The organism is Pseudomonas sp. MM211 (assembly GCF_020386635.1).
Classification (GTDB): domain Bacteria; phylum Pseudomonadota; class Gammaproteobacteria; order Pseudomonadales; family Pseudomonadaceae; genus Aquipseudomonas.
The window spans coordinates 2,206,745-2,233,192 of the sequence record NZ_CP081942.1 but is presented as its reverse complement, the minus strand read 5'-3'; the positions used below and the strand labels follow the sequence as shown (position 1 = coordinate 2,233,192).

The following is a 26,448-nucleotide window of genomic DNA, read 5'->3' as shown; positions in this document are numbered from 1 at the left end:
GCGCTGTCCTTCAGATGCTGTCGCGCAGCCGGTACCAGGCCTTGCCAGCCGCTTCGAGCGGCGCAGCCAGCCAGGAGCCGCCGGGAAAACGCGGATTGCCGATTCGTTGATAGAGTGCCAACAACTGCTCATCGCCAAGAATCGAATCGCTCACCGCCCGCGCCGCGGCCAGGGTCGGCAGCACGCCGTGCCCGGAAAATCCCTGCAGCCAGTAACGCTGCCCCTGGCGACCGATATCGGGTGTGCGCTTCATGGTGACGTCGATATGCCCGCCCCAGCCGAACTCGATATCCACACCGGCGAGCTGCGGAAACACCCGTTCCAGGTAGGGCCGGGTCGCCGCGGGCACGTCACTGGGCAAGCCCCCCAGATAGGTGCAACCACCGCCGAACAGCAGGCGGTTGTCCGGCATAAGGCGGAAATAGTCAGGGACGAACTGGTTGTCGATCACGCAGCTGTCATGGGGCAGCAGCGAACGCGCCAGCTGTGGATCGAGCACCGCCGTCGCCACCTGATAGGAGCCCACCGGCAGAATGCGCCGGGACAGGGATCTGTCCAGATCATCGAGATAGGCATTGCACGCCAGCACCAGCACATCGGCCCGCACTTCACCTCGAGCGGTACGCGCACGATAGCCGCCAGGCACCTCTGCGTAATCGAGCACTTGGCTCTGCTCGAAGATCAGCCCGCCAGCCTGTTCGATAGCCTTCGCCAGCCCCTGGGCCAATTTAAGCGGATTGAGATGAGCGCCACGGGCGTCGTGCAGCGCTGCGATATAGCGCGGGCTATCGACCCACTCGCGCAGCTCCTCGCCCTCGATCAGGCGAAGATCCCCATAGCCCCATTTGTGCAGTGCTTCGCTCTGCGCCTCGCGCAACTGACCGACACGCCGCTGCTGGACTGCAGTCCACAAGCTGCCAAGCCGGTAATCAACCTCAAAACCGTGGCGCCCGGGCAGCTCGCGCATTTCTTCGGCAGCCCAGCACATGCTGTCCCAGAGGCGTCGCGCGCCCTCTAGGCCAAGCGCCTTTTCCAGCGGCGGCATATCGCAGGACCAGCCCAGTAACGCCTGCCCGCCGTTACGCCCAGACGCCGCCCAGGCAACACGACTGGCCTCCAGCAGCACCACGCGCTTGCCAGTCAATGCCAGGCGCAGGCCGGTGTGCAGACCGCTGAAACCAGCGCCGATGATCAGCACGTCACAATCGAGGCTAGCCTCCAGAGCAGGACGAAGTGGAATCGGGCCGGGGTAGGTGCCGGCATAGTAAGTACCGACATGCTGGGCGGATTGCTTGAACATGAAATGAAATGAAATGAAATGAAATTATCGAAAGATATTTCATGAAAAAATACACGATTAATTTCACATCGCCAAGCCGGTTCGACTTTTACCGAGATGAACGAACCGTTGAGCTGCAACCGGGTCGAACCCCCCACAACAATCGAAGCACTGGCGGCTGTGTGACCAGAATCGGTCACCGAGCACAGCCCGTCCTTGCCCTGGAGCCAAGCAATGAACCGACTTTCACACCTGACCACTCCTCTGTTGCTGGCATTCGGCATCCTGCTGATGGCCGGTTGCGCCAGCCGGGAAGATGCAGCCAAGCCGCCCGCCACCCAGGATCCGGCCGCAGCAGTGACGCCTGAACAGCAGGCAGGTGACGACGACTTCCAACGCCTGAGCAGCATGGCGCAACGCGGCGACCTGGACAGCCAGTTCAAGCTCGGCAGCTTCTACTTCGTCGGCAATCCGCAGAAGGATCTCAAACAGGCCGAATACTGGTGGAAACAGGCAGCCGACCGCGGCCATGCCGAAGCCGCCGTCAGCCTCGCCTACCTGTACACCGGGCGCGACAACCCTGAGTTCGGCAACCCGCAAGCCATGCTCAAGTACCTGAACCAGTCCGCCAGCAGCGGCAACCCCATGGCTCAGCACATTCTCGGCAACCTTTATATGCGTGGCGTCCAGGGCGTCGAACGCGACCCGAACCAGGCCCGCCGCCTGTTCCAGAGCGCCTGTAGGCAGAACTACGCAGCCAGTTGCAAGGCGTTGGACAGCAAACCGGGCGCCTGACTGCGCCTATGGCTGCAGACCGAAAGCCGTCTGCCCGGTGAGCATGTCGAAGGGGATGGAGAAATGCTCATGGGCGATCAGCCAGTGATCGTTCTGCTTACGATAGCTCTGACTGACGCGCATCCATGAAGACTGCATTTCACCCTGCTCGTTGATCCCCCCGCAGTGGCAAAGGAAATAACCAAAGCCCAAATCCTGCCCCAACTCGATGTGCAACTGCTGCACATCGAACAAGGTAGGGCCTGGGCAGGCGGCCATGCAGGCTTGCCAGTGCGCCATATAGGCATCGCGCCCTTTGAACTGCAATTGCCCTACTGCATCGAAAGCCACCACATCGGCGCAGTAATGTTCGCGGATACGTGGCAGATCCTTGTCGGTAACGGCCTGGCTCCAGTGCTTCAACGTCTGCTCGATGCTGGCGTGATCCGCCGCGTTCCGGGTGATGGTATTCATCGCCTCCTCCACTCATCGTCCACATTCGAAGCGCCCATGCGCTCCGATGTAGCCCTACTATAGCCGGGCGATCAGCAGTGGTCGGAGAAGGCGACGAATGCCCTGCCTGGAGCGCTAAGCCAGCGCCTGTAACGCCTCGTCCAATGCAAAGACCAGCAGATCCGCATGCGCCTTCTCGAAGGCCAGCAGTGGGCGAATCTTTAGGATGTTCTCCAGTGGCCCGGCCGCGCTGATCAGCACACCACGCTCACGCATGCCGTTGACCACCCGCCGCGTCTGCTCCGCCGCCGGTTTTTTGCTTGCCCGGTTGGTCACCAGTTCGACGCCGAGGAACATCCCGGCGCCGCGTACATCGCCGATCAGCTCGTGACGCTCTCTCAGCTTGCCAAGCTCATCGAGCAGATAGCCGCCAACCTGCGCCGAACGCTGCTGCAGGCCTTCGTCACGAATCACATCCAGCACGGCCTGGCCGGCGGCGCAGGACACCGGGTTGCCGCCGAAGGTATTGAAGTAGCGCATGCTGCGCCCGAAGGGCTCGAGCACTTCAGGGCGTACCACCACGCCGGCGATCGGCTGGCCATTGCCCATCGGTTTGCCGAGGCTGACCAGATCGGGCTGCACGGCATGCCGCTGAAAACCCCACATGTGTTCACCGGTACGGGCAAAACCGCACTGCACTTCATCGGCGATATACAGCAGCCCTTCGGCCTGAGCGATGGCCACTGCTTCGCTGATGCAGCCCTGAGGGCCTGGGAAGATGCCATCACTGGCGAAGATACCGTCGATCAGCAGTGCCGCAGGCTTGATGCCGTTGGCGCGCAGATCGGCGATGGCGGCGCGTACGTCCTCGGCGAACAGCTTGCCCGCCTGCTCGGCACCCAGACGATAGGCGTCCGGCGCGCGCACGCTGCGCGCATGGGCGGGCAGCTGGATGCTCGCACCGAGCGACGGCGACAGAGAGGAAATATCGCCGGTAACGCCGTGGTAGGCGAACCGGGTGATGATCACCCCGGTGCCGCCGGTGTAATGGCGGGCGATGCGCAGGGCCAGGTCGTTGGCTTCGCTGCCGGTGCAAGTGAACATCACCTGCTGCAGGCCGGCGGGAAAGGTGGCGAGCAGGTTCTCGGCATAATCGAGAATGCCTTCCTGCAGATAGCGGGTGTGGGTATTCAGGCGCGCCGCCTGCTCGGCGATGGCCTGTACCACCCGCGGATGGCAATGGCCAATGGACGCAACGTTGTTGTAAGCGTCCAGATAGGCGCGACCGTTCTCGTCGTACAGCCACACGCCCTCGCCGCGCACCGTGTGCAGCGGGCGCTCGTAGAACAGCCGGTAGGCGGGGCCAAGCAGCCGTTCACGACGCTCGATCAGGCTTTTTTCCCTGTCGCTCAAACGTGCCGCATCGGCGGCGCCGAAACCGTTGATCATGCTCATGGCTGCAGCGCTCCCTGACAGGCCTGATGAATTCGATTGCGCGCCGTATCGCTGGAGATGGCCGCCAGGCCACGCAGACTGGCACTCGCCTGGCGAACGTTGCGCAGGATGTAGTCGCGATTTTCCGGATGCAGGCTGGCCCGCCAGGCGGTAATGCTGATGGTCATCACCAGCCGCGTGGCGATCAGTTCGGCGAGAATATCCAGCTCGGCATCGTGTAGCGGATTGAGGCGGTGATAAGCGGCGATGAAGGTCAGCGCCGGCGCCAGCACGTCGCCCTCGCTGCCCAGTTGATAGGCGGCTGCCACGCCGACTTCATTGATCAGCGGCGCATGCACCATATCGCCGAAGTCGAGGATGTTGAGCAGTCGCTCCGGACGCAGGGGGTCAACGATGACGTTGTGCGGGTTGAGATCGTTGTGGATGACCTGCGCACGCAGCTGCGGGTAACGCGGCTGTGCCTGGCCCTCGAAGGCATCCAGCGCCTGCGTCACCAGATCGCGCAGTTCACCGTCATCGATGTGTTGCAGCAATGGCCGCAACCGTGTGGCTTGCTGCATGTCCCACAGCAGTTCATGGCTTGAGGCAGGATGGTGAAAGTCGCTCAGCGCGCGGTCGAGCCGCGCCATGGCCTCGCCCAGGTTATGACGAAGCGCCGAACTGCGCTGTGCCACCTGGTGCAGCGGCAAGCCCTCGACGAAGGAGAACAGACGCACCAGCATCTGCTGCCCGTCGATATCGACGGAGACCGCATAGCGCCCGTCCCGCGCTGCATATACACGCTGCACGGGGAGTTCGGGATCGGCCCGCTGGATATGCAGCAGGGCCTGATTCTGGAAGTCCACCACCTGGGGATTCTCCAGGGGATGGGAAATTTTCAGCAGGTAGGATGAGCCGTCCGCACAAGACAGCTGGAAATTCAGATCGCGCTCGCCGGCCAACGGCCGGATCGCGCCCAGCACGCCAAAGCATTCGCTGGCGATGGCGCCAGCCCGCACCGGGCTGACCCGGGCCGGCTGCGCCTGCAACAAGGGATCATGCACAACCAGGGTATTCAGCGACACATCCTTACACTCCGCAATTGACTGCTTACTGGCGGTGCCCGGCTGCTTCTAGGCGGCCGGGCACCGCGCGTTTACTTGCTGGCCCAGGCGTTGAAACGCTGCTCCAGATCTTCGCCATGGTCGATCCAGAACTCGATATCCATGGCCCGTGCGTTCTTCAGGTTCTGCGGCGCCGTTGGCAGGCTGCTCTGGATCGCCGGATCGATCATCGCGGTCGTGTGGATATTGGTCGGGCCGTAGGGAATGCCCTCGGCGTAGACTTTCTGCAGTTCCGGCGTGCTGGCCATTGCGATGAATTTCTCGGCCAGCTCCTTGTTCTTGCTGCCTTTGACGATCGCCCAGTGATCAAGGTCGTAGAGGCTGCCGTTCCACTGCATGACGAAATCGCGGCCTTCCTTCTGTGCGGTGGTAACCCGACCGTTGTAGGCCGAAGTCATCACCACGTCCCCGGCGGCCAGCCACTGCAATGGCTGCGCACCGGCTTCCCACCACTGGATATTCGACTTGATCTGATCGAGCTTGCGGAACGCCCGCTCGACACCTTCGTCGGTGCCCAGCACCTTGTAGAGATCGGCCTGCGCCACGCCATCGGCGAGCAGGGCGAACTCGAGCGTGAACTTGGCGCCACGGCGCAGGCCACGCTTGCCGGGGAATGTCTTCACATCCCAGAAATCCGCCCATCCCGTCGGTGTGCCCTTGAGCTTGCTGCTGTCGTAGGTCAGCACCGTCGACCAGATGAAAATGCCGGCGCCACATTCGCTCACCGCTTCCGGGATGAAATCCTCACGCTTGCCGATGCTTGCCCAGTTCAGCGGCTCGAACAGCCCTTCACTGCAACCACGGATCAGTTCCGGGGTCTCCACTTCTACGACATCCCAGGTGACCTGACCGGTATCGGCCATGACCTTGATCTTGGCCATCTCGCCGTTGTACGCGGAGGCTTCGATACGCACCTTCTCGCGCTCTTCGAAGGGTTTGTAGAAGGCTTTTTCCTGAACCACCTTGTTATCGCCGCCGAAGGAAACCACGGCGAGCTTTTCCGCCGCTTGCAAGGTCGCGGCGCTGCAGGTGATGGCGATCAGTAATGCGGTTTTCTTGAACATTGAGGGTTGCTCCTGGCAGGGCCTCTTCAGGCTCTGGATGGGTAAGGGCAGCTTCAAGAAACGAACACCGATGCTTTACCTACAAGAACCATTAGGTACCTGGGGGTGGAGCGGGAGCCTAGCGCTGGGAGGCTGACAACGTTCATCAGGCCATCTAATTGTTGTTATTGGCTTGCACGGCAGGGCCATTAAAGCACTCAGAAAATTATGATGCATCATATTTTTAATTGAGCCATGATCCATCCAGGCAGTTGTGCCTGAGCACGCCTTCTATTCCGGGAGATACGCAATGAGCGATCAGAAAACGCTGCTGCTGACCGGCGCCAGCCGCGGCATCGGCCATGCCACGGTGAAGCATTTCAACGCGGCCGGTTGGCGGGTGTTCACCGCCTCGCGGCATGACTGGGTGGCTGAATGCCCGTGGGCGGAAGGCAAGCTCAACCATATCCACCTGGATCTGGAGGACATCGAGCACTTGGAGGAGAGCCTGCCGCTAATACGCGAAAAGCTTGGCGGGCGCCTGGATGCACTGGTCAACAATGCCGGCGTGTCGCCCAAGGGCGACGAAGGCCAGCGCCTCGGCGTGCTGGGCAGCGACTACGCGACCTGGATCCAGGTGTTCAACGTCAACCTGTTCTCCACGGCCCTGCTCGCCCGCGGCCTGTTCGAAGAGCTGAAGGCAGCCAAGGGCAGCATCATCAACGTCACCTCCATCGCCGGTTCACGGGTGCACCCATTCGCGGGCTCGGCCTACGCTGCGTCCAAGGCCGCCCTCTCCGCCCTGACCCGGGAGATGGCCCATGAGTTCGGCTGCCACGGCGTGCGGGTCAATGCCATCGCTCCCGGTGAGATCGACACCTCGATTCTGTCCTCGGGCACCGAGCTGATCGTCGAACGCGACATTCCCATGCATCGCCTGGGCAAACCCGAGGAGGTGGCGTCACTGGTGCATTTTCTGTGTACCTCCGGCGCGGGTTACGTCAACGGCGCAGAAATTCACGTTAATGGCGGGCAGCACGTGTGACGTTCGCCGCGGTAGAATCCGCGCGCCCGCGCTCCGGAAGTCACTGCCATGAAGTACCCCATCGATGGTCTCAGCCACGCCTACCTGGGCAGTGGCGTTTATGCATTGCTGCGCGAAGCGCTGATCACCGGCCGCTTTCGGCCTGACGATCGCTTGCGCATCCGCGACCTGGCCGAGCAGTTGGGCACCAGCGTCACACCGGTGCGCGACGCCATTCTGCAACTGGCCAAGGAAAAGGCCCTGGTTCTCAAAACGCCGCGAGATATTCGCGTGCCGGTACTGAGCCAGGAGCAGTACGCCGAGATCCGCAGCATCCGTCTGGCGCTTGAAGGCCTGGCGGCGGAAACCGCAGCCGCCAAGGTGACGGCCGAGCAGCTGCAGGTGCTCGAAAGCAACATTCGCGACAACCTGCACGCCGTGCACAGCGGTGAACTGGTCGCTGCGCTGAAGCTCAATCAGGCTTTTCATTTTGCCCTGGCCGATATTGCCGGCATGCCGCTGCTGCGCGACGTGCTCGATAGCCTGTGGATGCGTACCGGCCCACTGATCGCCCTGGCCTACGGCGACTTCAACGAACGCATGGCCATCGAACATCATTGGGAAGTGTTGCGCGCCCTGGAAAAAGGCGACGGCGCTGCGGCGCGCCAGGCGATCTGCACCGATATTCTCGATGGCAATCAGAAGATGATGGAATTCATCGCTCAGCGCGAAGCCACGGTAGCCTGAGAACCGGTGCGCTTGTGGCGCACCGGGTGACGCTCAAGGGTAAGAACCGCGGTCAGGCTTGTGGCCCGGCGCGTATAAGCGAGGCCGCCGAGGCGACCCGCCTATTCGGTCAGAGCGGAGTGACCAGCTCACCACGCTCTATAAAGGCATCGAGATTATCGAACACCAGGTTCTCCATGGCCAGCCGGGTTTCCTCGGTGGCGCTGCCAACGTGGGGTAAGAGCACCACGTTGGGCATCTCGAACAGTACGTCGGGCACTCGCGGCTCATCTTCGAACACGTCCAGCCCTGCACCACCTAGGGTACCGGCCTGCAATGCAGCGACCAGCGCCTGCTCATCGATCACGCTGCCCCGGGCGATATTCACGACGATACCTTGCGGCCCAAGCGCCTCGAGCACTGCAGCATCGATCAGATGATGGGTCGACGCCCCACCGGGACAGGCCAGCACCAGAAAATCGGCCCAGCCTGCCAGCGCCTTGAGATCGGCCTCGTAGCCATAGTCGGTGGTCGGATCGGGACGGCGATTGTGGTAGCGGATTTCCATGTCGAAACCGGCAGCACGCTTGACGATGTCCTTGCCGATCCGGCCAAAGCCGACGATGCCCAGTTTCTTGCCACTGACCTTGCGGGTCAGCGGGTACTGGCCCTTGAGCCATTTGCCCTGCCGCACATGCTGATCGGAGGCGGAGAACTGCCGTGCGGTGTCGATGAGCAGGCCGATGGCCGTATCGGCGACACATTCGTTGAGTACGTCCGGCGTGGTGCTGATGGGGATGCCCCGCGCTTTCGCGTCATCGACGGCAATCGAATCGTAGCCGACACCGAAACTGCAGATGGCCCGCAGGTTGGGCATCTGCGCCAGTTGCTCGGCCGAGCAACCGTAGCGAGCCGAGGTGACCACGATGTCGATATCGGCACCGTGCTCGGCGAGAAAATCCTTGGGCTGTTCCCAAAGGCGGGTCAGTTGATAGTCGCGCTGCAGACGCTCGTTGAAGCGGCTCGGGAAACGACCGACCTGAAGTACGTTGGGGCGACTCATGCAGCTCTCCTCTGATTCTGGCTGAGAAGCAGATGATACCTGCCACTGCGCAAGCGAAAGCAACGCGGCAGTGATCATCGCGCTATAAAACGAACCGGCCTCAAGTCTTGCGAGCTAGAGCCCTGCAAGGCAAAAAGAGGCGAGGAAGCGGAGTGTACTTTTGTACATGAGCATTCCGAGCCTGTTTTTAACGCCGCAGGGCCGACGCGCAGCTGACTTTAGGCTGGTTCTCAGGTCACTGGAGCCGGATTGAAAAGCACCAAGTCGTTGTGCAGGCGATGCTTCTCCGCCCAGGTCTGCTTCCTGCCGCTGGCGACGTCCAGATAGAGCTGGAAAATGTGCCAGCCCATCTCGTCGAGGGTCATGCGCCCCGAGGTGATCTGCCCGGCATCGACGTCGATCAGGTCCGGCCAGCGCTCCGCCAGTTGCGTGCGGGTGGCTACCTTGATCACCGGCACCATGGACAGGCCATAGGGCGTGCCGCGACCGGTGGTGAAGATGTGCAGGTTCATGCCGGCCGCCAATTGCAGCGTGCCGCAGATGAAATCGCTGGCCGGGGTGGCGCAGAAGTACAGACCTTTGCCACGAATCCGCTCGCCCGGCGAAACCACGCCGACGATCGGACTGTTGCCCGATTTGGCGATGGAGCCCATGGCCTTCTCGACGATGTTATTCAGGCCGCCTTTCTTGTTGCCTGGCGTGGTGTTGGCACTGCGATCGGCCATGCCGCGTTCCAGGTAACGGTCGTACCAATCCATCTCGCGGATCAGCGCGTCGGCCACTTCGGTGGTCGAGGCACGCGGGGTAAGCAGGTGGATGCCGTCACGCACTTCGGTGTTTTCCGAGAACATCACGGTGGCGCCAGCCCGCACCAGCAGGTCAGAAGCCACGCCGAGGGCCGGGTTGGCGGTGATGCCGGAGAACGCGTCGCTACCGCCACACTGCATGCCGACCACCAGCTCGGAAGCCGGTACGGTTTCGCGACGACGCTGATCGAGCACCTTCAGGCGCTCCTCGATCATGGCCATGATTTCTTCGACCATTCCGACGAAGCCGGTGCTGGAATCCTGCAAGCGGAACAGCCACTCCTCCTCCTCCATGCCGTTGGTCAACTGGTCGCCATCCATCAACTGATTGGCCTGCAGCTTTTCGCAGCCCAGGCTGATCACCAGCGCCTGGCCGCCAAGGTTGGGGTTACGACTGATGTTGTAGAGGGTACGGATGGGCACCACGGCGTCCGGCGCGTTGATCGCCACACCACAGCCGTAGCTGTGCGACAGCGCCACCACGTCGTCGACGTTCGGGTATTTGGGAAGGATTTCCTTGCGCACGCGGTCGACGCAATGGTCGAGCACGCCGACCACGCACTGCACGGTGGTGGTCACGCCGAGGATGTTGCGCGTGCCGACGGTGCCGTCCGGGTTACGGAAGCCTTCGAATGTATAGCCTTCCAACGGCGCCGGCGCAGGGGCCTTGATCGTCGCCTTGGGCAGGTTGTCCAGCACTGGCGGCTCGGGCATGCGCAGCACCGCCTCGGTCACCCAGGTGCCGGCGGCGATGGGGTTCAGCGCATAGCCGATCACCTCACCGTAGCGCACCACGTTGCCACCTTCGGGAATCGCCACCAGCGATACCTTGTGGCTCTGCGGAATGCCCTCCAGCGCCTCCAGGCCATCGGCGAAACGGCCACCGGCCGCCACCCCCTGTTCATTGACCACTACGCCGACATTGTCGTCGGCGTGCAGGCGGATGTAACGCGGGGAGTCCAGATGTTGAATGAGTTCCATGGGGCTAATCCTTTTCTTGTTGTGGTAACACGTTCATGGCCTCGCCTGCCGGTGCCAGGCGAGGCCATGAGCGGGGTCAGGTCGCCGGAGCAGGCGAAGCCTGATCGTTGAGCGCCTGGCCGTTTTCATCCTTCAGCACGACGCGCTGGATAGGGCCGACGATAAACAGGTAGCTGAATACCGCTACCAACGCGTTGGCGCCTACATACACCAATGCCCACTTGAACGAACCCGTGGCGCTGATGATGTAGCCGATGACGATCGGGGTGGTGATCGAAGCGATGTTGCCGAAGGTGTTGAACAGGCCACCGGACAGGCCGGCGATCTGCTTGGGCGAAGTATCCGATACCACGGCCCAACCCAGGGCACCGAGACCTTTACCAAAGAATGCGAGGGTCATGAAACCGACGACCATCCACTCGGCGGAGACGTAGTTGCACAGCACCATGCTGGTCGACAGCATCAGGCCGCAGACGATCGGCAACTTGCGCGCAAGGGTCAGGCTGTGACCGCGACGCAGCAGCCAATCGGAGAGCACGCCGCCCAATACGCCACCGACGAAACCCATGATGGCCGGCAAGGAGGCGATGATGCCGGCCTTGAGGATGGTCATGCCGCGCTCCTGCACCAGGTACACGGGGAACCAGGTCAGGAAGAAATAGGTGATGGCGTTGATGCAGTACTGGCCCAGGTAGACGCCAACCATCATGCGGTTGGTGAGCAGCTGAGTGATGTAATTCCACTTCGGCCCGCCGCTGCCCTTGGTTTGATCCATATCGACCAGGCCGCCATTGTTGGCGATGTACTCGACCTCGGCAGCGCTGACGCGCGGGTGTTCCTTGGGGTTGTAGATGGTCTTCATCCACACGCCGGCGAATATGATGCCCAGCACGCCCATGACCACGAACACGTGCTCCCAGCCGTAGGTGTAGACGATCCAGCCCATCAGCGGCGCGAACAGTGCGGTGGCGAAATACTGCGCCGAGTTGAAGATGGCCGACGCCGTGCCCCGCTCTGCCGTAGGAAACCAGGCGGCGACGATGCGCGCGTTACCGGGGAACGAAGGCGCTTCGGCGAAACCGACCATGAAACGCAGTACGAACAGGGTCACCACGGCCCAGGCAATCGGCATCATGCCGACGAAGCCCTGCAGCAGGGTAAACAGCGACCAGATGAAGATGCCCGCGGCATACACGCGCTTGGAGCCGAAACGGTCGAGCAACCAGCCGCCCGGAATCTGCCCGATCACATAAGCCCAGCCGAAAGCAGAGAAGATAAAGCCAAGAGTGACCGCATCAATGCCCAGATCCTTCTGCATGCTGGAACCAGCAATGGAGATGGTGGCGCGGTCGGCGTAGTTGATGGTGGTTACCAGAAACAGCATCAGCAGTATCAGGTAACGGACGTGGGTTTTCTTCGTGTCTCCCATGGAGATCTCACCTCAGTGTTATTTTTATTACTGAAAAGGTTGTTATCAGGCACGTGCGGGCGTACCAGCCGCCTTGGGGCGGGGATCATCAAGTTTTGAACGAGGTTGTACTTGGCGCGCTAGCTCGTGGCAGCAGACGTCGTGACACCCGGATCGGATCTCAGAACGTTGGGCGCAGACAAGGACGGTCGAACGCAGCCCGTTTTGGGGCTTGGGGAGGACGTGCGGATACTGTTTTTCACGGTTTTATTATCCTTATTGGCTGACGGCGCCTGGCACGGTGACGGCAATCAATGATTGCGCAATCAATCCGGCAGTGAACACGGCACCACGCAGTTCGCTACACAGCCGACTCTACTATGATTGCGCAATCATTCAAGCAATTTCTTGTTACGTTGTCAGTTGTCTGATGAGAGGTCAGGTGGTAGCGCGGTCGACCAGCGTGAAGCCGGTATCCAGACGCACTGGCTCCAGCTCGCCAGCATCACGAAAACGCTGCAACAGCGCGTTGGCGACCTGCTTGCCCATGCGCGCGCCGTCGACGTTCACCGTCGACAGCGCCGGATGCAGGTGCGCTGCGCTGGACAAGTCACCGAAGCCCATTACCGCCAATTGGCTGGGAATCTCGATGCCCTGGCTCGCCGCCTCGGCCAGGATGCCCTGGGCCACGGTATCCGAACTGCAAACGATCACCTGCGGCTGATGACCGTCGGCGAGCAACTGACGCAGCCCTTCCCGTCCGCTTTGCAGCGTGGCGGGCGCGCTAAGCACTGCCATCGGTACTTCATCGACCCCCAACTCCTTGAGCTGCGCGATCACGCTGTTGCCCCGCCGGAAAGCCCGGGAGTCGTCCACCGAGACGATGGCGAAACGTCGGTAGCCCTTGCCATGCAGATGATTGGCGAGCGCCTGGCCGACCTTTTCGTGGGAGAAGCCAACCTGCATGTCGATGGGGGACGCGCCCAGATCCCACGCTTCTACCACAGGAATGCCGGCCGCCTGCAAGCGCAGCCGGCTCTCCTCGGTGTGCAGCGTGCCGGTCAGCACGATCCCGTCGGGGCGCCGCCCCAGCACCGCGCCGAGCAGACGCTCTTCCTGCTCGGCGGAATAGCCGGTGAGGCCGATCATGGTCTGGTAGCCGGCGGCAGTCAGGTGATCCATCAACGACTGCACCGTCTCGGCGAAGATCGAGTGCGCGATGGTCGGCACGAAGATGGCGATCAAGCGGCTCTTGTTCGACGCCAACCCGCCCGCCAGCATGTTCGGCACGTAACCGGTCACGCGCACGGCTTCGAGGACTTTCTTGCGCGCATCCTCGCTGACCACTTCGGGCCGGTGCAGCGCCCGCGATACGGTGATCGGCGACACACCCGCCACCTTGGCCACGTCGATCAGGGTGACGCTCGCGCCCTTGTTGACAGGCGACAGCGTGGATGCAGAGCGGGGGGATTTCTTTGCCATGACGGGCCGCGGGGTTGTGCGAGAGAAGCCGCATCTTAACCAGCGCACAGGGCAGTAACTAGGGTCTATTGACGTTTCAACGCGAGCCGCGTTGCCGCGAGACGGCGTTACTCGATGGCTCATTTGGCCCGCCAAACTTCGCATCTCGTGCCTTGCCTCGCGCAAAAACAGGCTCCGGCGCGGCCGTGCGTGAAACGTCAACAGACCCTAGACACAGCTGTAATCGAGTGTTGCCTACGGAATGCAAAAAGCCCGGGCACGAGGCCCGGGCTTTTCGAGTGCCTTGCAAAGACGAAGCGCTTACTGGGCGCCTTGCTTCTTGATCAGCGCAGCCAGTTGCTCGTACTCGGCAGGCCGCAGGTCGGTCAGTGGCGCGCGAACCGGGCCGGCGTCGTAGCCGGAGATCTTGGCGCCAGCCTTGACGATACTGACCCCGTAACCGGCTGTCAGGTTGCGGATATCCAGGTACGGCAGGAAGAAGTCATCGATGATCTTGCCAACGGTGGCGTGATCTTCACGGGCGATCGCGTTGTAGAAGTCCATCGCGGTTTTCGGAATGAAGTTGAACACCGCCGAGGAGTAAACCGGTACGCCCAGTGCTTTGTAAGCAGCGGCATAGACTTCAGCAGTCGGCAGACCGCCCAGGTAGGTGAGACGATCACCCAGACGACGGCGGATCGAGACCATCAGTTCGATGTCACCCAGGCCATCTTTGTAACCGATCAGGTTCGGGCAACGCTCGGCCAGTTGCTCCAGCAGCGGAGCGGTCAGGCGGCAGACGTTACGGTTGTAGACCACCACACCGATCTTCACCGACTTGCACACTTGCTCGACGTGCGCAGCCACACCTTCCTGCGAGGCCTCGGTCAGGTAATGCGGCAGCAGCAGCAGACCTTTGGCGCCCAGGCGCTCAGCTTCTTGTGCGTACTGGATGGCCTGGCGAGTGGAACCACCTACGCCAGCCAGGATTGGCACGCTACCGGAGCAGGTGTCGACGGCAGTCTTGATGATGGAGGAGTACTCGTCGGCAGCCAGGGAGAAGAACTCACCAGTACCACCAGCGGCGAACAGAGCGGTAGCGCCGTACGGGGCCAGCCACTCGAGGCGACGTACGTAACCAGCCGGGTTGAATTCACCAGCAGCATCGAAGTCGGTCAGCGGGAAGGACAGCAGGCCGGAGGAGAGGACGGTTTTTAATTCTTGTGGAGTCATTCTTCTTACACCTTGGATGAGGACATGGAGGCCGTTACCGGCAACGGAAGTCATACGTTATCGTACAACTATAAATATTCCAAGTCCCAGAGGGCATTTTTCTTCTACTTGCACCATTTCGGAGCGATAGCTGAAAAGTCCAACGATATGTCCAAAAAACAGGAAAAACCTCGGCAAATCTCCAATTACATTGGAAATCTCATGCTTTAGATTGGTGAAAAGTCGCTTTCTGGCGAAGAAAGTTCCCACTGACCCAAGCGTTCACGGGCAATAAGCAGCAGATAGGTCGTACGACGACCTCAGCCAGATAGCTGTTACGAATCGACAATCATAAAGGTGCGCAACATGACGACACCCCTCCGCAACCGCCAGGACATCAATGTCCTTTGCGCCAAGCCGCATGCCGGCCTGACCGCCCTCCCCCATCAATCAAGCGCATTGCGGCACCACATACAACGTCGGTAGCCACCCGCGTTCGAGCCACCATCACGCCGCCACCAACCAGCGCCTGTTTTCACCCAGGTGCCGTGCATGGCTGCGCCGATTGCGGCCATCAGCGGAAGCCTGACAACGGCGCCCCGCACCTTCGCTGCACAATAACAAGAGAAGGAAATACCCATGCGACACACCTCCCTGCACAAAGCCCTCGGTCTGTTTGCGGCCCTTTCCATGAGCGCCGTAGCGCCCCACGTGTATGCCGACGACAAGTACCCGACCAAGGCCATTCAAGTCGTACTGCCCATCGCCCCGGGTGGTGACACCGATGTGAATGCTCGCGTCTTCAACCGCTACCTGGAAAAGGAACTCGGCAAGCCGCTGGTGGCCGTCAACGTGGATGGTGGTGGTGGCACCATCGGCATGCGCCGGGTGATGTCGGCCAAGCCCGATGGCTACACCGCACTGTTCTTCCACGGCGAGGCCATGGTGCCGAAGCTGGCCGGCTTATCGGACATCGACATCGATGATTTCCAGATGGTCGCCGTGGCCATGGAAGATGACACCACCATTCTGGTGACCGGCAAGGATGCGCCCTACCAAGACATGAAGTCCTTCGTCGACTACGCCAAGGCCAATCCCGGCCAGACCCGCTTCGGCATGCTCACCGGCGGCTATCCGCACCTGGTCGGCGTTGCCCTGGAGCACGAGTTGGGCGTGAAGATGAACCTCATCGACGTGGGCGGCAACACCGCCAAGATCGTCGCCCTGCGAGGCGGCCGCGTGGATCTGATCAACGTCCAGTACAACCTGGTGCGCGACTACCTGAAGGCCGGCAGCTTCATCAACCTCGGCCTGCTCTCGGATGAACGCAACCCACTGATCGCCGACTCACCTACCACCGCCGAACAGGGCTTCCCGGCCAGCTTCAGCAAGTTCTTCTTCTTCGCCATGCCCAAAGAAACCCCGACCGCGGTGGTCGAGAAGTTCTCTGCGGCGGTCAAGCGCGTGGTGGAGAACCCCGAGTACCACGCCGAAGCCAAGAAGATGCTGGTGACCCCGACCTACCTCGACCCGGAGGAAGGCGCTGCTTTCGCCAAGGCCCAGCAGCAAACGCTGCAGCAGTATCAAAGCCTGCTGCGCGGCCAGTAAGCCCGCTCGCCTGAATATCTCAGGCAATGTCTGGGCGCTGCGATGAGGCGCCCTTCCCTATTCCTTCCCTCCGGGCTGGCTTGCCCCCCGGACAGGAGAGCGCTCATGCCTCAATTCGCGTTACGCGATTACCGTGACCTGATCACAGGTTCGGCGGTGATTCTCGGCGCCGTAACGATGTTCGTCGCCTCGGCCAACCTCAAGGATTTCGCCGCCATCGGCGTCGGCGCTTCGTTCATGCCACGCCTGACCGCCCTGCTGCTGTTCATCGTCGGCCTGGTCATCGTGGCCTCCACCTGGCGCAGCGCTGGACGCAACCGCGAGCCACTGAAGGCCGAGGAAAGCGAACCGGGCGTGTTTGGCGGTCTCCCCGCCGTGCTGCTGAGCATCGTGCTGATGTTCATCTACCTGGCGCTGCTCGACCCGCTGGGCTTTCTGCTCTCATCGGTGCTCTACGCCTTCGCCCAGATGATCGTGCTGACCAAGGACGGCAACCGTCGCTACCTGGTGTTCGCAGTTTCCTCGCTGGTCACGGCCATCGCTGCCTACTACCTGTTCGTCAACGTTTTCGACATCAGCCTGCCTGCCGGATTAATGGGCTAAAGCGCTGAAAGGAGCTGCAACGTGTTAATCGAAGGCATTCTGTCGATCCTCAACTTCCAGACACTGTTCCTGATCATCGGCGGAACCGTGCTGGGCATCATCATCGGCGCCATTCCCGGCCTGACGGTGACCATGGGCGTGGCCCTGTTCCTGCCTGTGACCTTCGCCATGAGCCCAGTGGACGGCCTATCACTGCTGATGGGGCTGTATATCGGCGGCACGTCGGGCGGTCTGATCCCGTCCATTCTGCTGAACATTCCCGGCACGCCGGCTTCGGTGGCGACGACCTTCGACGGTTATCCCATGGCCGTTCGTGGCGAGGCTGGCAAGGCGCTGTCGGTAGCGATCATTTCGTCATTTCTGGGCGGCGTGTTCAGCCTACTGGTGCTGTTCGCGGTGTCACCGATCCTCGCCGAAGTGGCGCTGAAGTTCGGCCCCTACGAATACTTCGCCGTGGCGCTGTTCTCCCTGACGCTGGTCGCCGGCCTCAGCGGCGGCTCGCTGGCACGCGGCATGGCCGCCGCTGGTATCGGCCTCACCGTGTCCTTCGTCGGCATGGCGCCGATCACCGCCTTCCCGCGCTTCACCTTCGACTGGCACGAGTTGGACGCCGGCATCACCCTGCTGCCTGCGCTGATCGGTTTGTTCGCGGTATCGCAGATCCTCGAGGAAGCCGAATCGCGCAAACCGCAGAAGAAGCTCCAGGTTCTGAGCTACAAGCTCAACAATCTGGGTTTCTCGGTCAAAGCCATCCTTGCGCACTTCCCCAACTGGCTGCGCTCGTCGCTGATCGGCACCGGTATCGGCGTACTGCCGGGCCTGGGCGCGGCGGTGTGCAACATCCTCGCCTACGGCGCCGCGAAAAAGCGCTCCAAGCACCCGGAGAAGTTCGGCACCGGCATCAGCGACGGCGTGATCGCCAGCGAATCGTCGGGCAATGCCTCGACCGGCGGCGGCATGGTGCCCCTGCTGACGCTCGGCATTCCCGGCGACAACACCTCGGTGATCCTGCTGGCCGGCTTCATGATCCACGGCATCACCCCGGGGCCGATGCTGTTCGAAACCCAAAGCCTGCTGGTGTACGGCATCTTCGCCGCCCTGGTGGTCTCCAACCTGGCGATGATCATCGCGCTGTTCGGCCTGATGCGCGGCTTCGTGCACATCCTCTCGGTGCCCAAGCACATCCTGCTGCCGATCATCATGTTGCTCTGCGTGATCGGCGCCTACGGCATCAACAACCGCCTGTTCGATGTCGGTTGCATGCTGGTGTTCGGCGTGTTGGGCTGGCTGATGAAGAAGGCCTCTCTGCCGATTACTCCGCTACTGCTGGGTTTCATCCTCGGCCCGATCATCGAAACCAACCTGCGTCGCGGCCTGATGAGCAGCCAGGGCGACTTCATGCCCTTCATCACCGAACCGATCTCCGGCGTGGTGCTGGTCGCCACCGTGATCGTGGTGATCGTCACCGCCTACAAGGAATACGTGAAAATCCGCCGGCCGCAGGGGCAGATCGTGACCAGCAGCTAAGCGACGTCGAAACGGAAAAGCCGCTGTAGCCTCGAGGGTTACAGCGGCTTTTTTCGCATATTGGAATTCAATCCAGGCAAAGCGTGTAGATGCTAAAGCGAAGGCAGGAAAGTGGCGAAAGCGGTCATCTGCTGCGAGGTTCGATCTGATCGTTCCTCACGCTCCGCGTGGGAATGCCTGCAGGGACGCTCTGCGTCCGATGTCGAGGCCTGGCGGGCGCAGAGCGCCCTGGATTGGGCTCCCACGCGGGAGCGTGGGAGCCATCATCAAGCGGTGCCTGAAGGTCGAAACGTGGCGACGTTTGTGGGAGAGGCTTTAGCCTCGATTTTGCCTGGCTAAGCGTAAAGAGCTCGCGGCTAAAGCGGATCGCCGCCCGGCCCCTCCCACGAGATCGCGACCGGCTGCTTTTGCCTTGTGACAGCCCATCAAGCATCAGACAGCCTGACTAACTGTAGAGCACCGACCACAGCATAAATAATTGCCGCAAACGAAAAAGCCCAGGCACTAGGCCTGGGCTTTTGTTTTGTCGCGTATAGCTTACTGAGCGCCTTGCTTCTTGATCAGCGCAGCCAGTTGCTCGTACTCGGCAGGCAGCAGGTCGGTCAGCGGAGCGCGAACCGGGCCGGCGTCGTAGCCGGAGATCTTGGCGCCAGCCTTGACGATACTCACTGCATAGCCGGACTTGCGATTGCGGATGTCCAGGTAAGGCAGGAAGAAGTCGTCGATGATCTTGCCAACGGTGGCGTGATCTTCCTTGGCAATGGCGTGGTAGAAGTCCATCGCGGTTTTCGGGATGAAGTTGAACACCGCAGACGAGTAAACCGGTACGCCCAGCGCCTTGTAGGCAGCGGCGTAGACTTCGGCGGTCGGCAGGCCGCCCAGGTAGCTGAAACGATCACCCAGACGGCGACGGATCGAGACCATCAGTTCAATGTCGCCCAGGCCGTCTTTGTAGCCGATCAGGTTCGGGCAACGCTCGGCCAGTTGCTCGAGCAGCGGAGCGGTCAGGCGGCAAACGTTACGGTTGTAGACGACTACGCCGATCTTCACCGATTTGCAGACCTGCTCGACGTGAGCGGCAACACCTTCCTGCGACGCTTCGGTCAGGTAGTGCGGCAGCAGCAGCAGGCCTTTGGCGCCCAGACGCTCGGCTTCCTGTGCGTACTGGATGGCCTGGCGAGTGGAACCGCCTACGCCAGCGAGAATTGGCACGCTGCCGGCGCAGGTGTCGACGGCAGTCTTGATGACAGACGAGTACTCGTCGGCCGCCAGGGAGAAGAATTCACCAGTACCGCCAGCGGCGAACAGCGCGGTAGCGCCGTACGGGGCCAGCCACTCGAGGCGACGTACGTAGCCTTCTGGGTTGAATTCGCCTTGGGCATCGAAATCGGTCAGCGGGAAAGACAGCAGACCGGAGGAGAGGACAGTTTTTAATTCTTGTGGGGTCATTCTTCGAATACCTGTAGCGGGGATGGAAATTGAGCAGCCTAGGCTGTTAGAGATACGTTATCGTACGACATTATTGAAAGCCATACTTTTCTCTTCGTCCGCTCACAGAGCGCTCTATCTCGGCCATGTCAGGTAATGCTCAGGTATCCCTGCGATTAGCTGAAGCGCTTGCAGGCCACCGTCATCCGACAACTTCTGCAAGCCCTTCTCATACATGCATGCCATCGTCCCGACTACGGCGCGGTGGCGATTCCCAGGTATCGCTTCGCTCAACCCAGGCTACGGGCTGAAGCGCATGCAAGACACCGTCATCTGACAACATCTGCCAGCCCTTCTCATACATGCATGCCATCGTCCCGACTACGGCGCGGTGGTGATTCCCGGGTATCGCTTCGCTCAACCCAGGCTACGGGCTCGCGAAACACTCTGCTGGCCGCTACGGTTGCCAGAGTTGGTTGAGCAGTAGCCCGTCATGACGACACGCCAATGATAACGTCATCAGACAACCTTAGACTTAAGCACGATGCCAGCGGTCGCCGCGTCCACCCCCATCACTTAGGACATAAAGCCGTCTATCTCGACCGTTACAGCCCTATCAAGCGACACAATGGGACGATATTCTTGTTTTGTGAGCGCGTTGACAAACGCTTGGATGGATGTCGATAATCCAGCCATGTCATACGACAACAGATGACAATCTCTAAATAACAACAAGCAGAGAACAGGCCTCCCGCCCATGACTACGACTTCCAACGCCCAAGTACCCTTCAATCGTCTGCTGCTCACTGGCGCAGCTGGCGGGCTGGGCAAGGTACTGCGCGAACGTCTGCAGCCCCTGACCAAGATCCTGCGTCTCTCGGACATCGTCGAAATGGCGCCGGCCGAAGGTGACCACATCGAAGTACAGCTCTGCGATCTGGCCGACAAGCAGGCCGTTCATCAGCTCGTTGAAGGTGTCGATGCGATCCTGCACTTTGGCGGGGTGTCGGTTGAGCGTCCATTCGAGGAAATCCTCGGCCCGAACATCAGCGGCGTTTTCCACATCTACGAAGCCGCACGTCGCCATGGCGTCAAACGTGTGATCTTCGCCAGCTCCAACCATGTCATCGGTTTCCACAAGCAGACCGACACCATCGACGCCAACGCCCCGCGCCGTCCCGATGGTTACTACGGCCTGTCGAAGTCCTACGGCGAGGACATGGCCAGCTTCTACTTTGATCGCTACGGTATCGAAACCGTCAGCATCCGCATTGGCTCCTCGTTCACCGAACCGCTCAATCGCCGCATGATGAGCACCTGGCTGAGCTACGACGACCTGGTGCAACTGATCGAACGTGGCCTGACCACCCCGAATGTCGGCCACACCGTGGTTTACGGCGCGTCGGCGAACAAGACCGTGTGGTGGGACAACAGCAAGGCCGCTCACCTGGGCTACGTACCCAAGGACAGCTCCGAAGTATTCCGCGACAAGGTCGAGACCCAGCCAGCAGTGGCGGCAGATGATCCCAACGCTCTCTACCATGGCGGCGCCTTCACGGCAGCCGGCCCGTTCGGCGACAACTGATACCTCGCATACTCGATAACAATAAAAGAGGTCGGACATGCCCAAGCAAGCCGAACTGATTCTCGATGCCCGCAACACAGTGGGTGAAAGTCCGGTGTGGAGCGCACAGGATCAGGCCCTTTACTGGGCCGACATCCCCAACAAACGCCTGTACCGCTGGAACCTGACGGACGCCACCACGCAAAGCTGGGAAGCGGATGAGATGCTTGCCTGCATCGCCCGGCGCGCTGACGGCAGCTGGATCGCTGGCATGGAAAGCGGCATCTTCCAGCTAAGCGCCGGTGAAGATGGTCGACTGACTGGCGAACGCCTGGTCGAAGTCAGCCATGCTCGCGAAGGCATGCGCTTCAACGACGGTCGCTGTGACCGCCAAGGCCGTTTCTGGGCAGGCACCATGCTCCTGGACATGGCCGCAGGCGCCAACGTCGGCGCGCTGTATCGCTATGACGGCGCCGGGCAGAGCACCCTCCCGGTGCTGCTCGATGACCTGATCGTACCCAACGGCCTGGGCTTCAGCCCCGACGGCCGCACCATGTATCTGTCCGACTCGCATCCGTCGGCGCAGCTCATCTGGGCATTCGATTACGACATCGACAGCGGCACGCCACACAACCGCCGCCTGTTCGTCGACATGAACGACTATCCCGGCCGCCCTGACGGCGCAGCCGTGGATGCCGATGGTTGCTACTGGATCTGCGGCAACGATGCGGGCCTGATTCACCGTTTCACCCCAGCCGGACGCCTTGATCGCTCGCTGGAAGTACCCGTGAAAAAGCCGACCATGTGTGCATTCGGCGGCGCCAACCTCGATACCTTGTACGTCACTTCGATTCGCCCGGGCGGCAACCTGGACGATCAACCTCTGGCTGGCGGCGTGTTCGCCCTGCAGCCAGGCGTCAGTGGCCTTGAAGAAACATCATTCCAGTTCTAATTACCAACATCTGGGGAACCCGTGATCCAGCGGGCCACCCTGGAGCTTCATAACGCTGCACACCAACAACAACAAAACGGAGCTTCACATGAACCTCAAGCGCAAGTTGCTCATCGCCGCACTCCCGCTGGCCATCGGCCTGTCGAGCCTGGCTCAGGCTGCGACCACCCTGAAAATGGCTGAAATCCACCCCGCCGGTTACCCGACCGTCGTGGCCATGGAAAATCTCGGCAAGAAGCTTGAAGAAGCCACCAAAGGCGAACTCAAGTACCGCATGTTCGCTGGCGGCGTTCTGGGTTCTGAAAAAGAAGTCATCGAACAAACCCAGATTGGCGCCGTGCAGATCACCCGCGTGAGCCTTGGCTCCGTAGGCCCGGTAGTACCGGACACCAACGTCTTCAACATGCCGTTCGTGTTCCGCGATGTTGACCACATGCGCAAGGTCATCGACGGCGACGTTGGTCAGGAAATCCTCGACAAGATCACCGCTTCCGAATTCAACATGGTCGGTCTGGCCTGGATGGATGGCGGCAGCCGCAGCATCTACACCAAGAAACCTGTTCGCAAGATCGAAGACCTCAAGGGCATGAAGATCCGCGTGATCGGCAACCCGCTGTTCATCGATACCCTCAATGCCATGGGTGCCAACGGCATCGCCATGGACACCGGTGAGATCTTCAGCGCCCTGCAAACCGGCGTGATCGACGGTGCCGAGAACAACCCGCCTACCCTGCTCGAGCACAACCACTTCCAGTCGGCCAAGTACTACACCCAGACCCATCACCTGATCCTGCCGGAGCCGCTGATGATGTCCAAGGCCGCCTGGGAGAAGCTGACGCCTGAGCAGCAAGAGCTGGTCAAGAAGTTCGCCAAGGAAGCTCAGCTCGAAGAGCGCAAGCTGTGGGACGAGAAGAGCGCAGCCAGCGTCGAGAAACTGAAAGCGGCCGGCGTTGAGTTCATCGAAGTCGACACCAAGCCCTTCTATGACGCCACTGCTCCGGTTCGCGAGAAGTACGGCGCACCTTATGTCGAGCTGATCAAGCGCATCGAAGCCGTCAAGTAAACCGATCACTCCGACGAATGCTGTGGCGGCGCGTCCTGCGCCGCCACGCTGTGGTGAAGTCTCATGAAGAATACATTCTTACGCGCCTGTGACGCCCTATACATGACCTGTATCTGGGTAGCGGGGCTGTCCATCCTGGTCATGGCCCTGATCATTCCTTGGGGCATTTTTGCCCGCTACGTGCTTGGTGCTGGCTCCAGCTGGCCCGAGCCCGTAGCCATTTTGCTGATGGCACTGTTCACGTTCGTCGGTGCCGCAGCCAGTTACCGCGCTGGGGCGCACATGGCCGTGACTTCCCTGACCGATCGCCTGCCGAAAGCTTGGCATGGCGCAATCACTCTGCTGGTAGAGCTGCTGATGGCGGCGGTGTGCCTGTTCATGCTCATCTGGGGCATCAAACTGTGCATGGCTACCTGGAACCAGTTCCTCGCCTCACTGACCTCGGTGCGCGTGGGCATGGCTTACTCCCCTATTCCAATCGGTGGTTTCGTGACCCTGATCTTTATCCTCGAAAGGCTGTTGTTCGGCGATCAGAGTGGTCGACGAGTGAGCAATTACGAGCATGTTGAAGAAGCCAAGGAGGCCGTGTAAATGGACGCGCTAATCCTGCTTGGTAGTTTCGTCGTACTGATCCTGCTGCGTATGCCGGTGGCTTATGCACTGGGTCTGTCTGCGCTGATCGGCGCGTGGTGGATCGATATTCCGCTGCACGCGGTGATGATTTCCGTCACCGGCGGCATCAGCAAGTTCTCCCTGCTGGCCATTCCGTTCTTCGTACTCGCGGGTGCGATCATGGCGGAAGGCGGTATGTCCCGCCGTCTGGTCGCTTTCGCTGGCGTACTGGTAGGTTTCGTCCGTGGTGGCCTGTCGCTGGTCAACATCATGGCCTCGACCTTCTTCGGCGCCATCTCCGGCTCGGCCCTGGCGGATACCGCCTCGGTAGGTTCGGTGATGATCCCGGAAATGGAGCGCAACGGTTATCCGCGCGAATACGCCACCGCCGTAACGGTGAGTGGCTCGGTACAAGCGCTGCTGACCCCGCCGAGCCACAACTCGGTGATCTACTCGCTGGCTGCTGGTGGCACCGTCTCCATCGCATCGCTGTTCATCGCCGGCATTGGCCCGGGTCTGCTGCTCAGCGCCGTGATGATGGGCCTGTGCATGTTCTTCGCGAAGAAGCGCAACTACCCGAAAGGCGAAGTCATCCCGCTGCGCCAGGCACTGAAGATCTGCGTCGATGCGATCTGGGGCCTGTTCACCATGGTGATCATCCTCGGCGGGATCATCTCCGGCATCTTCACCGCTACCGAATCGGCAGCGATTGCAGTGCTGTGGGCGTTCTTCGTCACCATGTTCGTCTACCGCGACTACAAGTGGCGTGACCTTCCCAAGCTGATGCACCGCACGGTGCGTACGATCTCCATCGTGATGATCCTGATCGCCTTCGCGGCCAGCTTCGGCTACATCATGACGCTGATGCAGATCCCGGCGAAGATCACCACCGCGTTCATGACCATCTCCGACAACCGCTACGTGATCCTGATGTGCATCAACTTCATGTTGCTGGCTCTGGGCACGGTAATGGACATGGCGCCGCTGATCCTGATCCTCACCCCGATCCTGTTGCCGGTGGTGCTGTCGATTGGTGTCGATCCGGTGCACTTCGGCATGATCATGCTGGTCAACCTGGGTATCGGGCTGATAACGCCACCGGTGGGTGCGGTGCTGTTCGTCGGCGCGGCGATTGGCAAGGTCACCATCGAAAACACCGTGAAAGCACTGCTGCCGTTCTACGCTGCACTGTTCATGGTACTGATGGCCGTGACCTACATCCCGGCAATTTCGCTGTGGCTGCCTAGCGTCGTACTCTGATACTGCTACACCCGCGGCGGGTCGCGTGCATAACGCGACCCGCCGTTTTTTTTAGAGAGGCAGAACGGTCACCAAGCCGTCACGCCATCTCGCCCTGACGGCTCAATCAATACGGAAATTGCTGCCATGACGTCCCCTGCCCTGTTTCCCCGCCATATCGCCGTGCTGTTGTTGGCCCTGCTGGCATGCTCCTTCGCCGGCAACCACATCGCTGCACGCATCGCTTTCGACAACGACACCGGCCTGCTCCTGGCGATCCTGTGTCGTTCCGGTGTCACCATGCTGGTGCTACTGGGCATCGTCGTCTGGCAACGCCAGGCTCTGCAGATGCCACCTGGCGCCTGGCGCTGGCAATTGCTGCTGGGTCTGCTGATCGCCACCCAGAGCATCTGCCTGTACTCCGCTGTGGCGCGCATCCCCGTGGCACTTGCGCTGCTGATCGGCAACACCTTCCCGATCCTGCTCGCCCTGCTCACCTGGGCACTGGGTGGCTCGGCGCCGACGCGGCGCACGGTGATGCTCATGGGCCTGATTCTGCTCGGCCTGATGTTCGCCCTGGATCTTCCCGCACGCCTGAGCGCCAGCGAGCCTGCCGGCCCGGAATGGGTGGTTGGAGTAAGCGTGTCGTTCCTCGCCGCCTGCGTATTCGCCTGCGCGCTGTGGATCACCGACCACAAGCTGTCGAGCCTGCGCGGCTCGGTGCGTAGCATGCTGACCCTGATGATCGTGTTCAGCAGCATGGCACTGGCTGGCAGCGCCGACCTGATCCCTGGCGGCATGAACCTGCCGGGCAACGAAACCGGCTGGATCGCGCTGGGCGCCCTGGTGCTGCTCTACGGCATCGCCTTCTGCATGCTGTTCGTCACCGTGCCGCGCCTGAACATGGCCAAGAACGCACCGGTGATGAACATGGAGCCCATCGCCACGCTGCTGTTCGGCTGGCTGCTGCTGGATCAGGTATTGAGCGGTATACAGATGATCGGCGGCGCGATCGTGCTGGCGGGGATTGTTCTACTGACCTATCGCAAGGACGCCTGAGCATC

Annotated in this window: 23 protein-coding genes; 12 read left to right on the top strand and 11 right to left on the bottom strand. The window is 61.1% G+C overall.

What is annotated here, in order from left to right; translation table 11 throughout:
• Positions 1 to 10: 10 nt before the first annotated feature.
• Positions 11 to 1,300: an NAD(P)/FAD-dependent oxidoreductase gene (locus tag K5Q02_RS10165; protein ID WP_225838828.1), complete on the bottom strand. Its 1,290-nt coding sequence runs from the start codon at positions 1,298 to 1,300 to the stop codon at positions 11 to 13.
• A 213-nt stretch (positions 1,301 to 1,513) separates the two neighbouring features.
• On the opposite strand from K5Q02_RS10165, the gene K5Q02_RS10160 reads away from it, so the two are divergent.
• Entirely contained in the window at positions 1,514 to 2,074 is a 561-nt protein-coding gene (locus K5Q02_RS10160) for a tetratricopeptide repeat protein (RefSeq protein WP_225838826.1), read from the top strand.
• Positions 2,075 to 2,080: 6 nt separating this feature from the next.
• Here the strand turns inward: K5Q02_RS10160 and K5Q02_RS10155 are convergent, their stop codons facing one another.
• From K5Q02_RS10155 to K5Q02_RS10140, 4 genes are all read right to left on the bottom strand, one after another.
• On the bottom strand, positions 2,081 to 2,527 hold the full coding sequence (locus K5Q02_RS10155) for a YybH family protein (protein ID WP_225838825.1): 447 nt from the start codon (positions 2,525 to 2,527) through the stop codon (positions 2,081 to 2,083).
• A gap of 114 nt (positions 2,528 to 2,641) precedes the next feature.
• A complete protein-coding gene (locus K5Q02_RS10150; protein WP_225838823.1) occupies positions 2,642 to 3,961 on the bottom strand; it encodes an aspartate aminotransferase family protein in 1,320 nt (439 codons plus the stop codon).
• Positions 3,958 to 5,025, bottom strand: a complete 1,068-nt coding sequence (locus tag K5Q02_RS10145; RefSeq protein ID WP_225838822.1) for a phosphotransferase — start codon at positions 5,023 to 5,025, stop codon at positions 3,958 to 3,960. The genes K5Q02_RS10150 and K5Q02_RS10145 overlap by 4 nt, the downstream gene beginning before the upstream one ends.
• A gap of 71 nt (positions 5,026 to 5,096) precedes the next feature.
• Positions 5,097 to 6,128, bottom strand: coding sequence for an ABC transporter substrate-binding protein (locus tag K5Q02_RS10140; RefSeq protein ID WP_225838820.1), 1,032 nt, complete (start codon positions 6,126 to 6,128; stop codon positions 5,097 to 5,099).
• A 289-nt stretch (positions 6,129 to 6,417) separates the two neighbouring features.
• Here K5Q02_RS10140 and K5Q02_RS10135 point away from each other — a divergent pair, with 289 nt between their 5' ends.
• Together K5Q02_RS10135 and K5Q02_RS10130 are read left to right on the top strand one after the other, a co-directional pair.
• Positions 6,418 to 7,152: an SDR family NAD(P)-dependent oxidoreductase gene (locus tag K5Q02_RS10135; protein WP_225838817.1), complete on the top strand. Its 735-nt coding sequence runs from the start codon at positions 6,418 to 6,420 to the stop codon at positions 7,150 to 7,152.
• Positions 7,153 to 7,200: 48 nt separating this feature from the next.
• Positions 7,201 to 7,878 (top strand): GntR family transcriptional regulator, encoded by a 678-nt coding sequence (locus K5Q02_RS10130; RefSeq protein WP_225838815.1) that lies wholly within the window; start codon positions 7,201 to 7,203, stop codon positions 7,876 to 7,878.
• Between the two features lie 109 nt (positions 7,879 to 7,987).
• Here K5Q02_RS10130 and K5Q02_RS10125 read toward each other — a convergent pair whose 3' ends face one another.
• From K5Q02_RS10125 to kdgD (K5Q02_RS10105), 5 genes are all read right to left on the bottom strand, one after another.
• The gene (locus K5Q02_RS10125; protein WP_225838805.1) at positions 7,988 to 8,920 is read right to left on the bottom strand and encodes a 2-hydroxyacid dehydrogenase; all 933 of its coding nucleotides are present in this window, start codon (positions 8,918 to 8,920) and stop codon (positions 7,988 to 7,990) included.
• Between the two features lie 230 nt (positions 8,921 to 9,150).
• On the bottom strand, positions 9,151 to 10,707 hold the full coding sequence (gene garD / locus K5Q02_RS10120) for a galactarate dehydratase (protein ID WP_225838803.1): 1,557 nt from the start codon (positions 10,705 to 10,707) through the stop codon (positions 9,151 to 9,153).
• 76 nt (positions 10,708 to 10,783) lie between these two features.
• Positions 10,784 to 12,136 carry an MFS transporter gene (locus K5Q02_RS10115; RefSeq protein WP_225838801.1) on the bottom strand — a complete coding sequence of 451 codons (1,353 nt, stop codon included), beginning with the start codon at positions 12,134 to 12,136 and terminating at the stop codon, positions 10,784 to 10,786.
• Between the two features lie 417 nt (positions 12,137 to 12,553).
• The gene (locus tag K5Q02_RS10110) at positions 12,554 to 13,597 is read right to left on the bottom strand and encodes a LacI family DNA-binding transcriptional regulator (RefSeq protein WP_225838800.1); all 1,044 of its coding nucleotides are present in this window, start codon (positions 13,595 to 13,597) and stop codon (positions 12,554 to 12,556) included.
• Between the two features lie 300 nt (positions 13,598 to 13,897).
• The gene (gene kdgD / locus K5Q02_RS10105; RefSeq protein WP_225838798.1) at positions 13,898 to 14,809 is read right to left on the bottom strand and encodes a 5-dehydro-4-deoxyglucarate dehydratase; all 912 of its coding nucleotides are present in this window, start codon (positions 14,807 to 14,809) and stop codon (positions 13,898 to 13,900) included.
• 618 nt (positions 14,810 to 15,427) lie between these two features.
• On the opposite strand from kdgD (K5Q02_RS10105), the gene K5Q02_RS10100 reads away from it, so the two are divergent.
• The 3 genes from K5Q02_RS10100 (at position 15,428) to K5Q02_RS10090 (ending at position 18,526) form a co-directional block, all read left to right on the top strand.
• Positions 15,428 to 16,396 (top strand): tripartite tricarboxylate transporter substrate binding protein, encoded by a 969-nt coding sequence (locus K5Q02_RS10100; RefSeq protein ID WP_225838795.1) that lies wholly within the window; start codon positions 15,428 to 15,430, stop codon positions 16,394 to 16,396.
• A 105-nt stretch (positions 16,397 to 16,501) separates the two neighbouring features.
• Complete coding sequence (locus K5Q02_RS10095) at positions 16,502 to 16,999, top strand: tripartite tricarboxylate transporter TctB family protein (protein ID WP_225838793.1); 498 nt, start codon at positions 16,502 to 16,504, stop codon at positions 16,997 to 16,999.
• A 21-nt stretch (positions 17,000 to 17,020) separates the two neighbouring features.
• The gene (locus tag K5Q02_RS10090; protein ID WP_225838791.1) at positions 17,021 to 18,526 is read left to right on the top strand and encodes a tripartite tricarboxylate transporter permease; all 1,506 of its coding nucleotides are present in this window, start codon (positions 17,021 to 17,023) and stop codon (positions 18,524 to 18,526) included.
• A 537-nt stretch (positions 18,527 to 19,063) separates the two neighbouring features.
• On the opposite strand, the gene kdgD (K5Q02_RS10085) is transcribed toward K5Q02_RS10090, so the two are convergent.
• A complete protein-coding gene (gene kdgD / locus K5Q02_RS10085; RefSeq protein WP_225838789.1) occupies positions 19,064 to 19,975 on the bottom strand; it encodes a 5-dehydro-4-deoxyglucarate dehydratase in 912 nt (303 codons plus the stop codon).
• Positions 19,976 to 20,711: 736 nt separating this feature from the next.
• Here kdgD (K5Q02_RS10085) and K5Q02_RS10080 point away from each other — a divergent pair.
• From K5Q02_RS10080 to K5Q02_RS10055, 6 genes are all read left to right on the top strand, one after another.
• On the top strand, positions 20,712 to 21,539 hold the full coding sequence (locus K5Q02_RS10080; RefSeq protein WP_225838786.1) for an NAD-dependent epimerase/dehydratase family protein: 828 nt from the start codon (positions 20,712 to 20,714) through the stop codon (positions 21,537 to 21,539).
• 37 nt (positions 21,540 to 21,576) lie between these two features.
• On the top strand, positions 21,577 to 22,470 hold the full coding sequence (locus tag K5Q02_RS10075; RefSeq protein WP_225838784.1) for an SMP-30/gluconolactonase/LRE family protein: 894 nt from the start codon (positions 21,577 to 21,579) through the stop codon (positions 22,468 to 22,470).
• Between the two features lie 88 nt (positions 22,471 to 22,558).
• Positions 22,559 to 23,533, top strand: coding sequence for a TRAP transporter substrate-binding protein (locus tag K5Q02_RS10070; protein WP_225838782.1), 975 nt, complete (start codon positions 22,559 to 22,561; stop codon positions 23,531 to 23,533).
• Positions 23,534 to 23,596: 63 nt separating this feature from the next.
• Complete coding sequence (locus K5Q02_RS10065) at positions 23,597 to 24,124, top strand: TRAP transporter small permease (RefSeq protein ID WP_225838780.1); 528 nt, start codon at positions 23,597 to 23,599, stop codon at positions 24,122 to 24,124.
• Entirely contained in the window at positions 24,125 to 25,405 is a 1,281-nt protein-coding gene (locus tag K5Q02_RS10060) for a TRAP transporter large permease (RefSeq protein WP_225838778.1), read from the top strand.
• Between the two features lie 126 nt (positions 25,406 to 25,531).
• Positions 25,532 to 26,443 (top strand): EamA family transporter, encoded by a 912-nt coding sequence (locus K5Q02_RS10055; RefSeq protein WP_225838777.1) that lies wholly within the window; start codon positions 25,532 to 25,534, stop codon positions 26,441 to 26,443.
• Positions 26,444 to 26,448: the final 5 nt, after the last annotated feature.

What these genes read in the sequence shown, in the direction of transcription:
- K5Q02_RS10165 (WP_225838828.1), bottom strand. Translation starts at nt 1,300, where the DNA reads ATGTTCAAGCAATCCGCCCAGCATGTCGGTACTTACTATGCCGGCACC.
- K5Q02_RS10160 (WP_225838826.1), top strand. Translation starts at nt 1,514, where the DNA reads ATGAACCGACTTTCACACCTGACCACTCCTCTGTTGCTGGCATTCGGC.
- K5Q02_RS10155 (WP_225838825.1), bottom strand. Translation starts at nt 2,527, where the DNA reads ATGAATACCATCACCCGGAACGCGGCGGATCACGCCAGCATCGAGCAG.
- K5Q02_RS10150 (WP_225838823.1), bottom strand. Translation starts at nt 3,961, where the DNA reads ATGAGCATGATCAACGGTTTCGGCGCCGCCGATGCGGCACGTTTGAGC.
- K5Q02_RS10140 (WP_225838820.1), bottom strand. Translation starts at nt 6,128, where the DNA reads ATGTTCAAGAAAACCGCATTACTGATCGCCATCACCTGCAGCGCCGCG.
- K5Q02_RS10135 (WP_225838817.1), top strand. Translation starts at nt 6,418, where the DNA reads ATGAGCGATCAGAAAACGCTGCTGCTGACCGGCGCCAGCCGCGGCATC.
- K5Q02_RS10130 (WP_225838815.1), top strand. Translation starts at nt 7,201, where the DNA reads ATGAAGTACCCCATCGATGGTCTCAGCCACGCCTACCTGGGCAGTGGC.
- K5Q02_RS10125 (WP_225838805.1), bottom strand. Translation starts at nt 8,920, where the DNA reads ATGAGTCGCCCCAACGTACTTCAGGTCGGTCGTTTCCCGAGCCGCTTC.
- garD (WP_225838803.1), bottom strand. Translation starts at nt 10,707, where the DNA reads ATGGAACTCATTCAACATCTGGACTCCCCGCGTTACATCCGCCTGCAC.
- K5Q02_RS10115 (WP_225838801.1), bottom strand. Translation starts at nt 12,136, where the DNA reads ATGGGAGACACGAAGAAAACCCACGTCCGTTACCTGATACTGCTGATG.
- K5Q02_RS10110 (WP_225838800.1), bottom strand. Translation starts at nt 13,597, where the DNA reads ATGGCAAAGAAATCCCCCCGCTCTGCATCCACGCTGTCGCCTGTCAAC.
- kdgD (WP_225838798.1), bottom strand. Translation starts at nt 14,809, where the DNA reads ATGACTCCACAAGAATTAAAAACCGTCCTCTCCTCCGGCCTGCTGTCC.
- K5Q02_RS10100 (WP_225838795.1), top strand. Translation starts at nt 15,428, where the DNA reads ATGCGACACACCTCCCTGCACAAAGCCCTCGGTCTGTTTGCGGCCCTT.
- K5Q02_RS10095 (WP_225838793.1), top strand. Translation starts at nt 16,502, where the DNA reads ATGCCTCAATTCGCGTTACGCGATTACCGTGACCTGATCACAGGTTCG.
- kdgD (WP_225838789.1), bottom strand. Translation starts at nt 19,975, where the DNA reads ATGACCCCACAAGAATTAAAAACTGTCCTCTCCTCCGGTCTGCTGTCT.
- K5Q02_RS10080 (WP_225838786.1), top strand. Translation starts at nt 20,712, where the DNA reads ATGACTACGACTTCCAACGCCCAAGTACCCTTCAATCGTCTGCTGCTC.
- K5Q02_RS10075 (WP_225838784.1), top strand. Translation starts at nt 21,577, where the DNA reads ATGCCCAAGCAAGCCGAACTGATTCTCGATGCCCGCAACACAGTGGGT.
- K5Q02_RS10070 (WP_225838782.1), top strand. Translation starts at nt 22,559, where the DNA reads ATGAACCTCAAGCGCAAGTTGCTCATCGCCGCACTCCCGCTGGCCATC.
- K5Q02_RS10065 (WP_225838780.1), top strand. Translation starts at nt 23,597, where the DNA reads ATGAAGAATACATTCTTACGCGCCTGTGACGCCCTATACATGACCTGT.
- K5Q02_RS10060 (WP_225838778.1), top strand. Translation starts at nt 24,125, where the DNA reads ATGGACGCGCTAATCCTGCTTGGTAGTTTCGTCGTACTGATCCTGCTG.
- K5Q02_RS10055 (WP_225838777.1), top strand. Translation starts at nt 25,532, where the DNA reads ATGACGTCCCCTGCCCTGTTTCCCCGCCATATCGCCGTGCTGTTGTTG.